Origin of the sequence: Bradyrhizobium sp. LTSP885, assembly GCF_000938305.1 — a bacterium.
Classification (GTDB): domain Bacteria; phylum Pseudomonadota; class Alphaproteobacteria; order Rhizobiales; family Xanthobacteraceae; genus Bradyrhizobium.
In genome coordinates this window covers 34,317-49,966 of sequence record NZ_JYMT01000012.1, presented here as the reverse complement: position 1 = coordinate 49,966, position 15,650 = coordinate 34,317, and the positions used below count along the sequence as shown (strand labels likewise).

The window sequence follows — 15,650 nt, the reverse complement described above, 5'->3', positions numbered from 1 at the left end:
GGGGGCAGTGCTAGCCGATGATCGCCGCAGCGGCGCGCTCGGCGATCAGGATGGTCGGCGTCTGGATGTTGCCGGAGATCATGATCGGGATCACGGAGGCGTCGGCGACGCGAAGGCCTTCGAGGCCGCGCACTTTGAAGTTCTTGGGGTCGACCACCGCCATCTTGTCGGTGCCCATGCGGCAGGTCGAGGAAGCGTGATACAACGTCGTGCAATGGCCACGCACATACTCGGCGATCTCGGCTTCGCTGGTGGCCTCCGCGCTCGGCGTGATCTCGCCCTCGATCAGCTCTTTGAGCGGCGACTGTGCGGCGATGCGGCGGTTGATCCGCACGCCTTCCACCAGGGTCCGGATGTCCTGGCCGGTCGGGTCGGATGAGAAATAGCGCGGATCGATCGAGGGATATTCCAGTGGATCGGCCGAGCGCAACGTCAGTTCGCCGCGGCTGTTCGGCCGCTGCAAGGTCGAGTGCAGCGTGATGCCCGGTTTCGACGACAGGAAGCGCACATAGTCGCGGTGCGGGCTGATCGCGCCGTAGAGCTGCAGATCGGGCTCGACCTCGGGACGGCTGCGGACATGGGCGCCGGCTGCAACCCACGGCGAGGAGCGGGGACCGCTGCGGCTGTCCTGCCATTCCTTCAGGCTAGCCTCAAGGCTCTCGTCGGTCCAGGCGCCGACGCCGATCTTTTCCGTGGTGTAGAAAGTGATTGGAATATTGATGTGGTCCTGAAGGTCCTTGCCGACGCCGGGCAAGTCATGCACCGGCGTCACGCCGACGGCCCTGAGCTCACCGGCCGGACCGATGCCGGACAGCAGCAATTGCTGGGCTGAGCCGATCGCGCCGGAGGACATCACGACGTCGCTGCTCGCCTGCGCCGTCTGCAACTGGCCGTTCTCGAGATATTCCACGCCGGTTGCGCGTCCTTTTTCGATCACGATGCGGATCACGCGGACGCCGGTCTTGACCGTGAGGTTGGTTCGCTCCAGCGCGGGCCGCAGATACGCCTTGCCGGTTCCGAACCGCTCGCCCTGCTTGATCACGAACTGGAAGAAGCCGGCGCCTTCCTGGCTAGCGCCGTTGAAATCGAGATTGTGCGAGAACCCGGCAGCCTTCGCGGCTTGCAGCCACAGATGTTCGTTGGGATCCATGAAGGGAACACTGGCGACATGGAGCGGACCCTTGGTGCCGTGCAGCGGGCTGTCGGTGAAGTCGGCGTTGTTCTCGAATGCGATGAAGTCCGGCAGCACGTCGCGCCAGCCCCAGCCGGCGCAGCCTGCCTTTTCCCAGCCGTCATAGTCGGACGCCAGACCGCGGATATAGATCATCGCATTCATCGCGCCGGAGCCGCCGACCATCTTGCCGCGTGGCCAGAACACGCGGCGGCCGCGGCAACCCGCCTGCGGTTCGGTGTAGTAGCCCCAATCGACCGCGGTGTTGAACATCGTCGGCCAGTCCGACGGAATATCCGACGCCAGTGGCGCGGCGCGGCCGGCCTCCAGCACCAGCACCTTGCGGCCGGGATCGGCGGACAGCCGATTGGCCAGCACGCAGCCGGCCGAGCCGGCGCCCACGATGATCGTGTCAAACATCACTCACTCCATTGGTCACGCCGGCGTGTCGCCGGATACTTCTGCTGTCATCGTCGAGCTGCGCGTGCGCAGCCGGCGCAGTCGGTCAAAAATGCTCTCGCACAAGCCGATCAGGCCGTTCGGCATCAGCACCATCACGGCGGCGATGATGATGCCAAGCCCGAGCGAGCGGAATTCGCCGATCTCGCGCATCGCTTCATCAGCGGCGATGAGCACGATGGCGCCGACCAGTGGTCCCCAGAGCCGACCGATGCCGCCCACGACCACCATCGCGATGATGAAGAACAGCGTCGAGAACGACAGGACGCCGGGGCCGATCGCATTGAAATGCGCGGCATAGAGTCCGCCGGCCAGGCCAGTGAAGAACGACGACAGGCCAAACACCAGCAACTGCATCTGGAAGCGGCTGATGCCACGGGCCATCGCGCAGCCGGGGTTGTCGCGCAACGCGCGGAACGCGAGCCCGATCGGGCTGCGGATAATGGCCCAGGTGAACAGCATCGTCGCCGTGAACAGGGCGACGACGAGCGCATAGTCGGCCACGAGGAATTTGGCTTTGAACATCGCGCGGGTGCCGAGATCGCCGAAACGCGCAAATCCCACCGCGCCGCCGGTGAGCTGCCGGCACTGGGTGCCGATCATGACGAAACAATCGGTGTCGGTGACGATCAGCAGATACATCACCTGCGCGACGGCCAGCGTCAGCAGCGCGGTATAGGCGCCGGTCAGGCGCAGGCACGCCGCGCCGATCACCAGGCTAAACAGCACGGTTGCGATCCCTGCGAGCGGCATCGCGATCCAGACGCTGATGCCGAAGTAGAAGCACAGCATCGCGGTGGCATAGCCGCCGAAGCCGAACAGCGCCATCTGCGCCAGCGAGAAGACGCCGGAAAAGCCGAACAGCAGATTCCACTGTGAGGCGACGATCGCATAGAACAGGCCGAGCGTGACCTGGCCGATCACGTAGCGGCTGTCGACGTAGAAGGGAAGCGCGATCGCCGCGGCGAGGACGACGAGACCGATCAGGAGGTTGGCGATATCCTGGCGTTTCACACTGACCTCACAGACGTCGCACGTCGACCCGGCCGAACAGTCCGCCGGGCCGGCGAATGAGGACCAGGATGACGATGGCGAGCAGAGCCGGGAAACCCCATCGCGCGCCGGCCAGGAACTGGACCAGCGCTTCGACGATGGCGAGACCGAACGACGTGATAATCGCACCGGGCAAATTGCCGAGCCCGGCCACGACGCACATGATGAAGGCCTTCAGCATCGGGTCGGCGCCGAGCGAAGGCGAGAGCTGGGTGATCGACGACACCAGCACGCCGCAGACGCCGGCCAGCATGCCCGACAGGATCAGGACCTGAAGATAGACTTGCGCGACCGGCACGCCCATCAGTTTCGCCGCATCCGGATTCTGCGCGGTCGCGCGAATGGCCCGGCCCATCTTGGTGCGGGTGAGGAATAAGGCGGTGGCGCCCATCAGGGCGATGGCGCTCACGATGATGATGAGGTTCTGCCAGGGCAGCACGAAGGCACCGAGGCTGATCGCACCTGGGACCGAGAGCGGCTGCCCCAGCGGCTGGCCGCCATAGAGTCGCAATACCGTATTCTCCAAGGTCAGTGCGACACCGAATGTCGCGATCATGATCGTGGTCTCGAAGGTCTCGGGGCTGCGGCGCGACAGCGGATAGGCGACCAGCACAAAGATCAAGGCGCCGATCAGGCCGCCGACAATCACGGCGGCGAGCACCGCGAGCGGGACCGGCAAACCAAGCTGGCTGGCTGCCGTGAAAGCCGCGTAGCCACCGATCGTCAGCAGCGTGCCGTGCGCCATGTTGAGCATGCCGAGCGATCCCCAGACCAGCGAAAGGCCGAGGGTCGCCAGTGCGTAGAGCGCGCCGGTGGTGATTCCGGAGACGAGGACCGGTCCTATGATCTCCAAATCGTCAGCCTCCGAGATAGGTTGCAAGAAGCTCGTCGCGCTCGAGCAGGACGGCCGGTTCGCCCGACCAGACGAAGGCGCCGTTGTCGAGCAAATGAATGCGATCGGCGATATCGGCGACACGCGCCGGATTTTCCTCGACCAGCAGGATGGTGCGGCCGCTCGCCTTCAGCCGCGTGATGACGTCGTAGATCTGCTCGATGATGATCGGGGCGAGGCCGAGCGACGGCTCATCGATCAGCATCACCGTACCCTTCATCATCAGGCCGCGGCCGATGCCGACCATGCGCCGTTCGCCGCCGGAGAGACTGGCAGCGATCTGCGTCTGCCGTTCGGCGAGCTTCGGCAGCAAAGTGAAAACCTCGTCGAGGCGGCGGGTGACGGCCGCGCGGTCGGAATCGAGATAGGCGCCCATCAGCAGATTCTCGAGCACGCTCATGCCGGCGAACAGCAGATCGCCCTGCGGTACATGGATCACGCCGTTCGCCGCGACGCGATGTGCCGGCAGCCCGGAGATCACGTTGCCATTCAGCGACACCGAACCCTTGCGAACCGGAAGCAGGCCGGAGATCGCACGCAGCAGCGTCGACTTGCCGTGTCCGTTCGGGCCGACGACGGTCACGAGTTCGCCTGACTTGAGCGACAGCGACACGCCAGTGAGGACGTTGCGGGCATCGTAACCGGTGACCAGGCCGTTGACGGCCAGGCAGGGTGTATCCGGCGCCTCAGCCATGAGCGATCATCTCCGGCTGTTTGACGAAAAAGGCCTTGAGCCGTTTGGTCGCGGCCTCGCCGAGATAGGTCTCCACCACGGTCTGATCGTCGGCGACCGCCGACGGCGCGCCTTCGAAGATCGATTTGCCGTGGTGCATGATCACGACGCGCGTCGAGAGCGAGAGCAGGAAGCGCATCACGTGCTCGATCAAGAGGATCGCGATGCCCGACGCCGACAGCCGCTTGACCACCTCGGCGATCCGGTCGACCTCCGATGGGCTGAGACCGCCGACGGGTTCGTCGAGCAGGAGCAGCTGGGGCGATGTCGCGACCGCGCCTGCGATCATCAAGAGCTTGCGGTCCAGCACTGGCAGGTCTCGTGCGATGCGCTCGCGGCCCGCCAGGCCGACGAGATCGAGCGCCGCGGCGGCGCGCTGCCGGGCAGCGCGGCTGATCGCAAAGCCGGGGAAACGGCTGGCGTCGTGGCCGAAATGGGCGGCGACCTCGATGTTCTCCTGCACCGACAGGCTGTCGAAGGCTGCGTTGAGCTGGAAGGTGCGGGCGATGCCGGCGCGGCACACTTCGTGCGCCGCAAGGCCGGTGATATCGCGCCCCCCGAACAGGATACGGCCTTCGGTGATCGGGGTGACGGCGGTGACGACGTCGAAGAACGTCGTCTTGCCGGCGCCGTTCGGACCGCCGAGACCGACCACTTCGCCGGGGTGAACGGTCAGCGAGAGACCGTCCACCGCACGAAGCGAGCCAAAGGTCTTGGTCACGCCTTCGCAGACGAGCAGTGGACCGTTCGTCTGTTGAGAAGGAGTCACGTCTTGTCTCTTACACCTTGATCCAGGGCGGCAGCTTCATCGTATCCGTCGCGTAGAGCGGCGGCGCGATCAGCTTGGGATCGGTGCGGTAGTCCTGGTGCTGCAGGAACTGATGCGCCATGCCGAGCGAGGGGTCCTTGATCTGGGTCGGATAGCAATAGGCCGACTGGCCCTTCGGATCGGCATGGTAGATGCCGTTGACGCCGCGGTAGATCAGCCGCTTCATCGCCTCCGACACCTTGTGGGTCTGCTCCTTGTTGCCGGACTCGCCCGCACCGCCGGCGATCGACGCCGACAATGCGTAGTGCCAAAGACCGTCATAGGTCTGCGATCCCGTGATGTAGGCCGAGTTGGCACCGAACTTCTCGCGGTAGGTCTTGCGATAGGTTGCGGAGAAGTCATCGGGCAGGCAGCCGATCACCGTGGAATAGATCACGCCGTTGATCGCTTCCTTGCCGATCTCGCGGAAGGCGGGCAGCGACGGTCCGTATTGCATGTAGACCAGGCTCTGCGTCGGCTCCGGCAGGAACTGGGTCATGAACTGCGCCAGATCCTGCGGCAGGAAGTGCGTCACTGCGATCGCGGCCGGCGGATCCTGACGAAGTTTTGCAAGCGTCGGTCCCCATTGATTGGTGGGGAAGGGGACGGTCTCGTAGAGTCCGAGCTCGAAACCGAATTCCTTGAGGCGGTCACGGATCGCGTTGGCGATCACGATCGAATACTCGTTCGCGGAGGGGATGATTGCGATCTTCTTGTTCGGCGGGTTCCACTGCTTGCTGTCGATCAGCGACTTCAGGAACAACAGGAAGCCCGGGCCGTAGTAGAACTCGGGCGGGTCGCCCTGGAAGCAGGAATAGTAGCGCTGCGGATCGCTTAGAAACTTGGTGTTGTGCGAGATTAGCGTATTGTAGTGAACGAAGATGACGTCGTTGTCGGCCGCGACGTCCATCTCCACCATGTTGGTGCCGACGTTGTAGCCGTTGATGATCGCGGTTGCCGAGTGGCGATCGATCAGGCGCTGCATGGCCTGGGTCACGATATCGGCGCCCATCTCCTTGGTGTCCTCGATCTCGATCTGGATCGGACGTCCGAGGATGCCGCCGGCGGCGTTGATTTCTTCCGCGGCCAGAGTGAGGCCGTTCTTGAACTCGACGCCATCTGCGGCGGCAAATCCCGACATCGGCAGCGCCGAGCCGATCTTGATCGGGCCGCCCGCGGCCCGGGCGCCATTGTTGAGGCTCGTCAGCATTGCAATCGAGCCTGCGCCAGCGGCAACGCCGCCAAGAAGTGAGCGTCGGTCAAGCATGATCGTCAGTACCCCTCGTTATGGCGCGGACAATCCGGCGCCTCTCTCGAAAGCGAACGATGCGTGGCGGTTGTTGCAGGAACTATGCCACGGCATCGAGAAAACTGGCATCGAACAAACTCATTCCGCGAACCGCATCGTTGACTCAACCGGCAGCAGGAAATCGAGTCACGAGCGCAGTGGCCGCATCGATCACTGCAGCCTGATGCGGTTGCAGATCGTTGCCGCCCCACGCCGCCATCAGTGGCTCCCAGGGGTCTGCGATATGTGTCTTGACGCCGGAGAGCTCCTCGAGAACGGCGAGCCCGCAATACGGGGCATACATCTCCGAATAACCGCCCTCATGCGTCATCAGGATACGTCCGCCGCACAGCGACCTTGCGGCTGCGAGCAGCATGCGTGTCATCTCGCGATAGGCCGCCGACGACAGCATCATGCGGCCGAGCGGGTCGACCCCGGACGCATCGAAGCCGGAGGCGACCACGATCATGTCGGGCCGGAAGCGATGGAGGGCAGGGAGCACCACGCGTTCGAAAGCGCTGCGATAGGCACCAATGCCCGATCCCGGCGGCAGCGGTACATTGATGTTGTAGCCTTCGCCCGCTCCGGCACCGGTCTCGGCAAGCGAACCGGAGTTCGGCGGAAACAGATTGTCCTGATGCAGCGAGATCGTCAGCACGCTGGGGTCTTCGTAAAACACGGCCTGGGTGCCGTTGCCGTGATGGACGTCCCAGTCGACGACGACCACACGCGAGACCTGACCGGTCGCCTGCAGATGGCGGATCGCGATGCCGGCGTTGGAGAACAGGCAGAAGCCCATGCCGAGATCCGGCTTGGCATGATGTCCCGGCGGCCGGATCAGCGCATAGGCGGTCTCGACCGCGCCCGACGCCACCGCTTCGCCGGCGACGATAGCGCCACCGGCTGCCAGCAGCGCGATCTCATAGCTGCCAGCGCCGAGCGGCGTCAGTTCGCTGGCATCGCCGCCGCCGGCGTCGCTGAGGCGCTTGATATGCGCAATGTGGTCGGACGTGTGGACGCGGGCGACCTCCGACACGGTTGCCGCGCGCGGCTTGAACTGCACGAGATGATCGAGCAGGCCGCTCACCTCGACCAGGTTCCGGAAACGGCGCTTGGTCTCCGGATTCTCGGCGTGGGTACCGGGCTGGATCGTCAATCCGGGAGGAAACACCTGCGCCCAGTTGCCGGTGTTATGCCACATGTAAAGTTCATGGCAGACGAACCCAGTCACCATGCGAGCTATCCCTTCCTAAAGTGCGCGCCGACCTTGTGCTGCTCTATTCGACCGCACCGATCGCCTCGTCGAAGGTGTCCGCGATCTTGTCGGCATGCTCGGTCGTGAAGGTCAGCGGCGGCGAGATGATGAAGGTGTCGGCAAGGTTGCGGATCAGAATGCCCTTGGCGACGCAGCGGTCCCAAATCCGCGCGCCGAAATTTTCCGCGAGATCGAACGGACGCTTGGTCTCGGGATCGGCGACCAGCTCGATGCCGACCATCAGGCCTTTGCCGCGCACGTCGCCGATGTTGGGATGGCGCGTCTGAATGTCCTTCAGGCGCGCCAGCAGATAGGCACCGACCTTGCCGGCATTGGCCGGAAGCTCTTCCTGCTCGACGATGCGCAGGTTGGCGATCGCGGCGGCGCAGGCGAGGGGGTGGCCGGCATAGGTGTTGCCGTGCATGAAGGCGCGTGGCGAGAATTGCGATTTGTCGTCCGACTGGAAGGCGGCTGCCACCTTGGCATTGATCAGCGTGGCGCCGAGCGGGACGTAACCGCTGTTGATGCCCTTGGCGAACACCATGATGTCGGGCTTCACGCCCCAGGCGCGGCTGCCGAACATGCTGCCGGAACGACCGAAACCGGTGACGACCTCGTCCGCGATCAGGAGCACGCCATGCCGGTCGCAGACCTCGCGCAGCAGCGGCCAGAAGTTTGCCGGCGGCACGATCACGCCTCCGGCGCCCTGCACCGGCTCGGCCATGAAGGCCGCAACGCTGTCCGGCCCCTGATAGATGATCTCGCGCTCGAGCAGTTCGGCGCAGAGACGGCCGAGCGCCTCCGGATCCGACGTGAACGGATTACGATAGACATGCGGCGTCTCGACCTGGAAGAATCCCGGCAGCAGCGGCGTGAACTGCTCCTTGTAGACATTGACGCCGCCGGCCGACAGCGCGCCGAGCGTCACGCCGTGATAGGCGCCGCGCAGCGAGATGATCTTGGTGCGCAGCGGCTGGCCGGCGAGGCGCCAGTATTGCTTGGCGAGCTTGATCGCGGCTTCGTTCGCCTCCGAGCCGCCCGACGAGAAGAACGCGCGGACCATGCCTTCCGGCGCGGCGAGCCGGCAGAGTTCTTCCGCCAGCGCCACCGACGGACTGTTGGTGGTGTTGCCGAAGGTCGAATAGAAGCTCAGCCGGTCCAGCTGTTCGATGATCGCCTGTTTGATCTCGGGCCGGCCATGCCCGACATTGACGTTCCAGAGCCCGGCCTGTCCGTCGAGATAGCGGCCGCCCTGGCCGTCCGTGACGTAGACACCCTCACCACCTTCGATGCAGATTGGCGGGTTCTCGGCGAGGAAGTTGGCGTTGGCGAAGGGGTAGACGAGGTGACGGGTCAGCGTGTCGTTGTTTCGAGCGGCTGCTACGGACATTTTCTGTTCCTCTGTTCCTTGTTCCCTCGGGGGCGCGGCGCTCAGGGAGGACATCCTAGACCCAAGAACCAAAATTGGTCAAATGACCAATTTTGTGCAACATGCAAATTTGTGCGGCACGGGATCGACAATTGTTGCGCGCATCGGAGTGGATGATGACAACTGCAGGACGTGAGCAGGTCGGCGCCAAGGGCGAACGCACCCGCCGCCAGATCATCGAGGGGGCCTTGCAGGCGCTCGGAACCGGGGGCGTTGCCGCGACGACGACGCGCGACATCGCGGCCGGTGCCGGCGTCCGCCTCGCCACGCTGCACTATCATTTCGACAGCAAGAGCGCGCTGCTGCTGGCCGTCCTCGAACATCTGATCGACGAGACCACCTCGGCGCTCCGCGAGGAAACCGGCGACACCGCCGACATTGCCGCGTGCATCCGTGAATCCTTGCACGCCGGCTGGCGTTATCTGACGCTGACCCTCGAGCTGCAAATCGTGCAGTATGAGCTCACGCTGTATGCGCTGCGGCGCGATGATGCGGCCGGACTCGCCGCCTATCAGTATGACGCCTACATCAAGCTCTATCAGGACATCCTGCAAGGCGTCGCCGCGCGAACCGGCGAACTCGATGCCGCCGGATGCGCCGATGTCGCGCGCTTCATGCTGGCCGGCATCGACGGGCTATTGCTGCAGGAGCTGGCGAAGCCCAACAAGGCGAGGTCATCGCGAGGGATCGAGGCGCTGATTGCGGCGACGCAGGGGTTCGCGAGCGGCCTTGCGAACGACCGCGAGACGCCGAAGGCAGGCACACGCGCAACGCGGGGCTGAGCAACGACTTTGCAGTTCCGTGGTGTGGATCAAGAATGTCGACCGGTCGTGCTGTACGGGCGACGCGCTTGCTGTTGCGCGCCTACTGCGCTTCAGCTACCTTAAGCTGCGTGCCTCATTTCTCTTCCCTCGGGCCGAGCTGACGACGCTGCGCCTTTTCCGCGAATGCGGATGGCAGCTACGCCTTGCGGGTTGCAGAGATGGGCATTCGCTAAGGATGACGAGTTGGCCGCATAGACGGCTAACCACAGGGAGGAATGTGATGCAGCGTCTTCTGCTCTCGGCGGCGTCGGTTGCGTTGGTAATGGCGTTTGGTTTGGGTTCCGCGAATGCGGCCGACAAGAAGGTTCTGGCCTTCGTCGTCAACGGCGCCTCCGATTTCTGGAAGATCGCCGAAGCCGGCGTGAAGAAGGCGCAGGGCGAGTTGCCCAAATACGACCTTCAGTTCAAATATCCGGAACAGGCGGCCGCTGCGGTGCAGCAGCGGGTGATGGACGATTTGGTGGCGGCAGGCGCCGCCGGAATCATGGTCAGCTCGGTTGATCCAAAGAACCAGACCGAGCAGTTGAACAAGGTCGCCTCCCAGACCGTGCTGTTCACCACCGACAGCGACGCCCCGCAGTCGAAGCGCGTCGCCTATATCGGTTCGTCGAACACCGATCTCGGCAAGGAAGCCGGCAAGATGATGCTGAAGGCGTTGCCGAACGGCGGCAAATGCGTCGGCTTCGTCGGCCTGCCCGGGGCTGACAACGCGCGTGAGCGCATCGAAGGCGTCAAGGAAACGATCAAGGGTTCGAAAGTCGAGCTCGTCGATGTCAGAGGTGACGAGATCGATCAGACCCGCGCCAAGCGCAATGTCGAAGATATCATCGCCGCGATGCCCGACGTGAGCTGCCTGGTCGGCTTCTATTCCTACAACACGCCGCGCATCTACGAGGCGTTGAAGGAGGCCGGCAAGCTCGACAAGATCAAGATCATCGGATTTGACGAGGATCCGATCACGCTCGGCGGCGTCAAGGAAGGCAGCATCGTCGGCACCGTCGTGCAGCAGCCGTTCGAGTGGGGCTATCAGGGCATGAAGCTGATGGCGAAATATCTCGAAGGCGACAAGTCGGGCATTCCAGCTGGTGGCATCATCATCGTTCCCGGCAAGGTCATCGACAAGTCGAACGTCGACGACTTCATGGGCCAGATGAAGCAGATGCTTCACAAGTAAAGTCGGGAATGTCAGCGCTGCTGCCGGTGCAGCCGCCAATGCCGGAGCCGTTCCTCGAACTGGTCGACATCAGCCAGATCTTTCCCGGCGTGGCCGCGCTCGACCACGTCAGCCTGTCGGTGTCGCACGGTGAGGTGATTGCCCTGATCGGCGAGAACGGCGCCGGCAAGTCGACGCTGATGCGCGTTCTTGGCGGCGTGGTCGAGCCGAGCAGTGGTGTCATCCGGGTCGACGGCGTCGAACGGCGGTCGCTCACCGTGGCCGACGCGATCAAGGCGGGTATTGCCTTCGTCCATCAGGAACTCAATCTGTTCGACAATCTCGATGTCGCGGGCAACGTGTATATCGGCCGCGAGCCGCTGCATGGTGGGCCGCTGAAGTTGATCGATCGCAAACGGTTGCATGCCCAGGTGCAGCCGCTGCTCGATCGTCTTGAGGTCGATTTCAAGCCGGATGCACCGCTCGCCGAATTGTCGCTGGCCCAGCGCCAGCTCGTCGAGATCATCAAGGCGCTCTCGCTCGATGCGCGCCTGGTTATCATGGACGAACCGACCTCCAGCCTGACCCTGACCGAGACCGACCGTCTGATGCAGGTCATCGCCGGGCTCCGGGCCGACGGCGTCAGCGTCATCTTCATCACGCACCGGCTGAACGAGGTGATGCAATGCGCCGAACGCGCGGTGGTGTTACGCGATGGCCGCATGGTCGGCGCGCTCACCCGTGCCGAACTCGCGCCGGCCGCGATGATCCGCCTGATGATCGGGCGTGACCTCAAATCCCTGTACGTCCCACCGGCGGCCCCGCCTGGCGACAGCGTGCTCGAAATCGTCGATGCCGTGACTGACACCTACCCGGGCCGTGCGGTCAGCCTGTCGGTCCGCCGCGGCGAGATCCTCGGTCTGGCGGGGCTGGTTGGCTCCGGACGCACCGAGCTTGCCCGCGCCATTTTCGGGATCGATCCGCTCCGCAGCGGCGCCATCAAGCTCAACGGTGAGCCGATCCGCATCGCCGAGCCGCGCGCGGCGATCCAGCGCGGGATCTATCTGGTTCCGGAAGACCGCAAGCGCTCGGGGCTGCTGCTCGACGTCTCGATTACCGAAAACATCTCGTTGCCGGATCTCGAATCCTACCAGCGCTTCTGGTTGGTCAACACCGCGCGTGAGGCCGAGAACGCGCAGCGCCAGTGCGAGCGCCTCAGGATCCGCACGCCCGGTGTGGCCAATTTCGCGGGCTCGCTGTCCGGCGGCAATCAGCAGAAGATCGTGCTCGCCAAATGGCTCTCGATGCGGCCGAAGGTCCTGATCTTCGACGAGCCGACGCGCGGTGTCGACGTCGGGGCCAAGCAGGAGATCTACGACATACTGCGCCGTCTTGCCGATGCAGGCGTCGCGATCCTGATGATCTCGAGCGATATGGAGGAGGTCATCGGGATCAGCGACCGCATCGCTGTGATGCGCGAGGGCGCGATTTCGGGGTTTCTTGATCGCAGCCAGTTCAGCGAGCACAATGTGCTGCAGCTTGCCGTCGGCCACACAGTCTAGGCGAGGGAATTTTGCGTAAGAAAGATCTGAGCCTCCTGATCCTGATCCTGGTGGTCGGCACCGTCGTCGCCCTGATCAATCCGCGGTTCGTGATGGTTGGCAATCTCTCCAACACCGCCAACCAGGTCGGGCTGTTCGGCATTTTCTCGATCGCCGAGGCCTTTGTCATCATCACCGGCGGAATCGAGCTGTCGGTCGGATCGGTGATTGCGCTGCTTGGCGTTCTGTTCATCGACCTGATCGTCAATCGCGATGTCAACTGGATTGCAGCCGCGGCCATTGTCGTCGCCGGCGGGCTTGCGATTGGCGTGGTGCACGGCCTGCTCGTCACCAAGGCGCGCATTCAGCCGTTCGTCGTGACGCTGTGCGGCTTGCTGATCTACCGCGGCGCCGCGCGCTACTACACCGAGGATGCCACGGCCGGCTTTGGCTTCGGCGCGAGCTTTCCGACCCTGGAATGGCTGGCCGCGGGCCGCACCAACGTGCTGGGCTTTCCGCTGCCGCACAGCGTGGTCGCGCTGATCATCGTCACGGTGGTTGCCTGGGTGGTGCTGCACCGCTCCGTGTTCGGGCGTTACCTCTATGCGGTCGGCAAGAACGAGGAGGCGGCCCGCTATTCCGGCATCCGCGCCAACCGCGTCGTGATCTCCGCCTACATCATCTGCGGCGGACTGACCGCGTTCTCGGCGATCCTGATCGCGATGTACACGCGGTCCATCTCGCCGGCGGTCCACGGTTCCTTCTATGAGCTCTACGCCATCGCCGCCGCGGTGCTCGGCGGCTGCTCGCTACGCGGCGGCGAGGGATCGATCATCGGCGTCGTACTCGGCACCGTGCTGCTCCAGGTGCTGCAAAACCTCGTCAACCTGCTCGGCATCCCGAGTTCGCTCAACTTCGCGGTGATGGGGACGGTGATCCTGATCGGCGTGCTCGCCGACCAGTACCTCGCACAGCGCAGCCGCCGCCCAATGACGGGCAGGGGACGGCCTCAGACGAGCGTCGACGCCGTGCCGCGGGAGCAGGCCAAGGCGGAGTGACGCCCCGGCGCGGTGCCATCAGGACCTGGCGACCCGGCCGTACATCCTCAGGCGGATGATGCGCCGCGCATGCGTTTCCGACGCAGGCTTTCAGGCGGGTGAGCCTTGCCTGGTTTTGCCTTTGCGGATTTCGCAGTCGGCTCGCGCTCGGACGATACAGCGTCGAGGACGATTTTTGCGGTCAGTTGCAAGTGTGCGTTCATCAGTGCGACCGCGCGTTCGCTGTCCCGCGACAAAGCCGCCTCCGCAATCTCGCGATGTTCCTTATCGAGGTCTCGATCCACCTTGGACAAGGGACCGGTAAACCACCGGTAGCGTGCAGAGTGATTGAACAGGACCGCTCGCAAATGAAGAAGCCAGGGGCTGCCGCATCCTGCCGCGAGGACTTCGTGAAAGGTCTCGTGAGCCTTGGCATATTCGTTGCTATAGCGACGCGCAGCCTTGTCGGCCCATACCGGCGTATGCGTCAGACGGTGCAGGGCGGCGACGACCTGCGATTGCCACTCGAGTCCACCTTTCTCGATCGCACCTCGAAGGCACAGCGCCTCAATGCTGCACCTGACGTCGGTGAGATCGCGAAGGGCATCGACCGATAGCGGCGCGACACGGAAGCCTCGCTGCGGTTCGCTGACGACAAACCCCTCCGATGCGAGGCGCGACAGCGCCTCACGCACGGCGCTCGAGCCGACCTCAAAGCGACGGCACAGATCGTCGATCTTCAGCTTCTCTCCGGGCGCGAAGTTGCACGCGAGCAGTTCGGAGCGAAGCTCCGCATAGGCTCCGTGGGTGAGGCTCGTGGGTGATTCCATGGTGCTCATAGCCATAGCGGACGGAATGACGGGAGTCACTTGTAAATATGCATACTTTAGAAATAATGCATTTTATATTGTAATATGCATTTTGTACGATATAGAGAATCGCACACGGAGGAAAACGCCCCATGCGCTTCATCGCCTATGAGAGAAACGGAACGCGCGGCCTCGCGGTGGCCGATCAGGCCGGCCGGCATTGGGGGCTTGATGATGGCGGAGCACGTAGCCGGCTCGATAGCGCGCTTGGCAGCGGACGGGATGGACTTAAGGATCTCGCGACCGCTCTTCTCAAGGGGCAGCCGATCGATCCGGAAGCGGTGACGTTCCTTCCGCCGCTGTCCTCACCCGGCAAGATCATCTGTGTGGGATTGAACTACGCGGACCACACGGCCGAGAGCAGCATCCAGCAGCCTGACTACCCCACACTTTTTGCCCGGTTCTCGTCGAGCCTCATCGGGCACGGCGCGCCGATCGTGCGACCGAATGTCTCGGAGGCGCTCGACTACGAAGGAGAGCTTGTCGCAGTGATCGGGCGCGGCGGCCGCCATATCCCGCAGTCCGCGGCCCTCGACCATGTCGCCGGATATTCGATCTTCAATGATGGTACGATCCGCGACTATCAGTTCCGTACGCCGCAATGGACCATCGGCAAGAATTTCGACGGCACCGGCGCGTTCGGGCCGGCATTTGTCACTGCCGACGAACTTCCGTCGGGTGCCAGCGGCCTGAAACTCGAGACGAGATTGAACGGAACCGTGATGCAGAAGGCGTCGACCTCCGATCTGATCTTCGATGTCGCAACGTTGGTCGCGCTGATCAGCGTCGGTATCACGTTGTTCCCGGGAGACATTATCGTGACCGGCACGCCGTCCGGCGTCGGTGCCGCACGCAAGCCGCCTCTCTATATGAAGCCCGGCGACGTATGTGAGATCGAGATCGAAGGATTGGGTGTTCTTCGCAATCCGATTGCGCAGGAGGGCGAAGATGCAGTCCGTGCGGCGGCCTGATTCCCTGTCGACGTTGTTACCCGTAGGCTCGGGCGGATATCATGCCGGCTGTCCGGGAGAACGAAATCATGGCCGAAGTCGCATCGGCGAGCGATGTCGCGAAATGATTAGTTTTGAGGGAGCTGAGCAGGCCAGGTTCTGATCGGCGTTATTCGAAGGCGGCAGCA

14 protein-coding genes are annotated in these 15,650 nt (G+C 63.7%); 5 read left to right on the top strand and 9 right to left on the bottom strand.

The features are described from left to right. Positions 1-10: 10 nt before the first annotated feature. The 8 genes from UP09_RS08180 to UP09_RS08145 form a co-directional block, all read right to left on the bottom strand. A complete protein-coding gene (locus UP09_RS08180; RefSeq protein ID WP_044537582.1) occupies positions 11-1,591 on the bottom strand; it encodes a GMC family oxidoreductase in 1,581 nt (526 codons plus the stop codon). Positions 1,592-1,606: 15 nt separating this feature from the next. Continuing rightward, a complete protein-coding gene (locus UP09_RS08175) occupies positions 1,607-2,644 on the bottom strand; it encodes a branched-chain amino acid ABC transporter permease (RefSeq protein ID WP_044537581.1) in 1,038 nt (345 codons plus the stop codon). A gap of 7 nt (positions 2,645-2,651) precedes the next feature. Further along, positions 2,652-3,536 carry a branched-chain amino acid ABC transporter permease gene (locus tag UP09_RS08170; protein WP_044537580.1) on the bottom strand — a complete coding sequence of 295 codons (885 nt, stop codon included), beginning with the start codon at positions 3,534-3,536 and terminating at the stop codon, positions 2,652-2,654. Positions 3,537-3,540: 4 nt separating this feature from the next. After that, the gene (locus UP09_RS08165) at positions 3,541-4,269 is read right to left on the bottom strand and encodes an ABC transporter ATP-binding protein (RefSeq protein ID WP_044537579.1); all 729 of its coding nucleotides are present in this window, start codon (positions 4,267-4,269) and stop codon (positions 3,541-3,543) included. Beyond that, positions 4,262-5,077, bottom strand: coding sequence for an ABC transporter ATP-binding protein (locus UP09_RS08160; protein WP_052833016.1), 816 nt, complete (start codon positions 5,075-5,077; stop codon positions 4,262-4,264). Before UP09_RS08160 ends, UP09_RS08165 begins: the two co-directional genes overlap by 8 nt. A 10-nt stretch (positions 5,078-5,087) precedes the next feature. After that, entirely contained in the window at positions 5,088-6,383 is a 1,296-nt protein-coding gene (locus UP09_RS08155) for an ABC transporter substrate-binding protein (RefSeq protein ID WP_044537578.1), read from the bottom strand. Positions 6,384-6,528: 145 nt separating this feature from the next. Continuing rightward, the gene (locus UP09_RS08150; RefSeq protein WP_044537577.1) at positions 6,529-7,638 is read right to left on the bottom strand and encodes a histone deacetylase-like amidohydrolase; all 1,110 of its coding nucleotides are present in this window, start codon (positions 7,636-7,638) and stop codon (positions 6,529-6,531) included. A gap of 43 nt (positions 7,639-7,681) precedes the next feature. Next, positions 7,682-9,049 carry an aminotransferase class III-fold pyridoxal phosphate-dependent enzyme gene (locus UP09_RS08145; RefSeq protein ID WP_044537576.1) on the bottom strand — a complete coding sequence of 456 codons (1,368 nt, stop codon included), beginning with the start codon at positions 9,047-9,049 and terminating at the stop codon, positions 7,682-7,684. Between the two features lie 155 nt (positions 9,050-9,204). On the opposite strand from UP09_RS08145, the gene UP09_RS08140 reads away from it, so the two are divergent. From UP09_RS08140 to UP09_RS08125, 4 genes are all read left to right on the top strand, one after another. Next, on the top strand, positions 9,205-9,870 hold the full coding sequence (locus UP09_RS08140; protein WP_197082637.1) for a TetR/AcrR family transcriptional regulator: 666 nt from the start codon (positions 9,205-9,207) through the stop codon (positions 9,868-9,870). Positions 9,871-10,132: 262 nt separating this feature from the next. Beyond that, positions 10,133-11,086, top strand: a complete 954-nt coding sequence (locus UP09_RS08135) for a sugar-binding protein (protein WP_044537575.1) — start codon at positions 10,133-10,135, stop codon at positions 11,084-11,086. 38 nt (positions 11,087-11,124) lie between these two features. After that, positions 11,125-12,627 (top strand): sugar ABC transporter ATP-binding protein, encoded by a 1,503-nt coding sequence (locus UP09_RS08130; RefSeq protein WP_044537686.1) that lies wholly within the window; start codon positions 11,125-11,127, stop codon positions 12,625-12,627. 11 nt (positions 12,628-12,638) lie between these two features. Then, positions 12,639-13,664, top strand: coding sequence for an ABC transporter permease (locus UP09_RS08125; RefSeq protein WP_044537574.1), 1,026 nt, complete (start codon positions 12,639-12,641; stop codon positions 13,662-13,664). A 47-nt stretch (positions 13,665-13,711) separates the two neighbouring features. Here UP09_RS08125 and UP09_RS08120 read toward each other — a convergent pair whose 3' ends face one another. Then, complete coding sequence (locus tag UP09_RS08120) at positions 13,712-14,473, bottom strand: GntR family transcriptional regulator (RefSeq protein ID WP_210166767.1); 762 nt, start codon at positions 14,471-14,473, stop codon at positions 13,712-13,714. Between the two features lie 131 nt (positions 14,474-14,604). Between UP09_RS08120 and UP09_RS08115 the strand changes: the two genes are divergently transcribed. Further along, positions 14,605-15,483 carry a fumarylacetoacetate hydrolase family protein gene (locus UP09_RS08115; protein ID WP_044537572.1) on the top strand — a complete coding sequence of 293 codons (879 nt, stop codon included), beginning with the start codon at positions 14,605-14,607 and terminating at the stop codon, positions 15,481-15,483. Positions 15,484-15,650: the final 167 nt, after the last annotated feature.

Excerpts from the sequence above, each read along its gene's own strand:
- UP09_RS08120 (WP_210166767.1), bottom strand. The coding sequence starts at position 14,473 with ATGGAATCACCCACGAGCCTCACCCACGGAGCCTATGCGGAGCTTCGC.
- UP09_RS08165 (WP_044537579.1), bottom strand. The coding sequence starts at position 4,269 with ATGGCTGAGGCGCCGGATACACCCTGCCTGGCCGTCAACGGCCTGGTC.
- UP09_RS08145 (WP_044537576.1), bottom strand. The coding sequence starts at position 9,049 with ATGTCCGTAGCAGCCGCTCGAAACAACGACACGCTGACCCGTCACCTC.
- UP09_RS08115 (WP_044537572.1), top strand. The coding sequence starts at position 14,605 with ATGCGCTTCATCGCCTATGAGAGAAACGGAACGCGCGGCCTCGCGGTG.
- UP09_RS08155 (WP_044537578.1), bottom strand. The coding sequence starts at position 6,383 with ATGCTTGACCGACGCTCACTTCTTGGCGGCGTTGCCGCTGGCGCAGGC.
- UP09_RS08135 (WP_044537575.1), top strand. The coding sequence starts at position 10,133 with ATGCAGCGTCTTCTGCTCTCGGCGGCGTCGGTTGCGTTGGTAATGGCG.
- UP09_RS08180 (WP_044537582.1), bottom strand. The coding sequence starts at position 1,591 with ATGTTTGACACGATCATCGTGGGCGCCGGCTCGGCCGGCTGCGTGCTG.
- UP09_RS08140 (WP_197082637.1), top strand. The coding sequence starts at position 9,205 with ATGACAACTGCAGGACGTGAGCAGGTCGGCGCCAAGGGCGAACGCACC.
- UP09_RS08130 (WP_044537686.1), top strand. The coding sequence starts at position 11,125 with ATGCCGGAGCCGTTCCTCGAACTGGTCGACATCAGCCAGATCTTTCCC.
- UP09_RS08150 (WP_044537577.1), bottom strand. The coding sequence starts at position 7,638 with ATGGTGACTGGGTTCGTCTGCCATGAACTTTACATGTGGCATAACACC.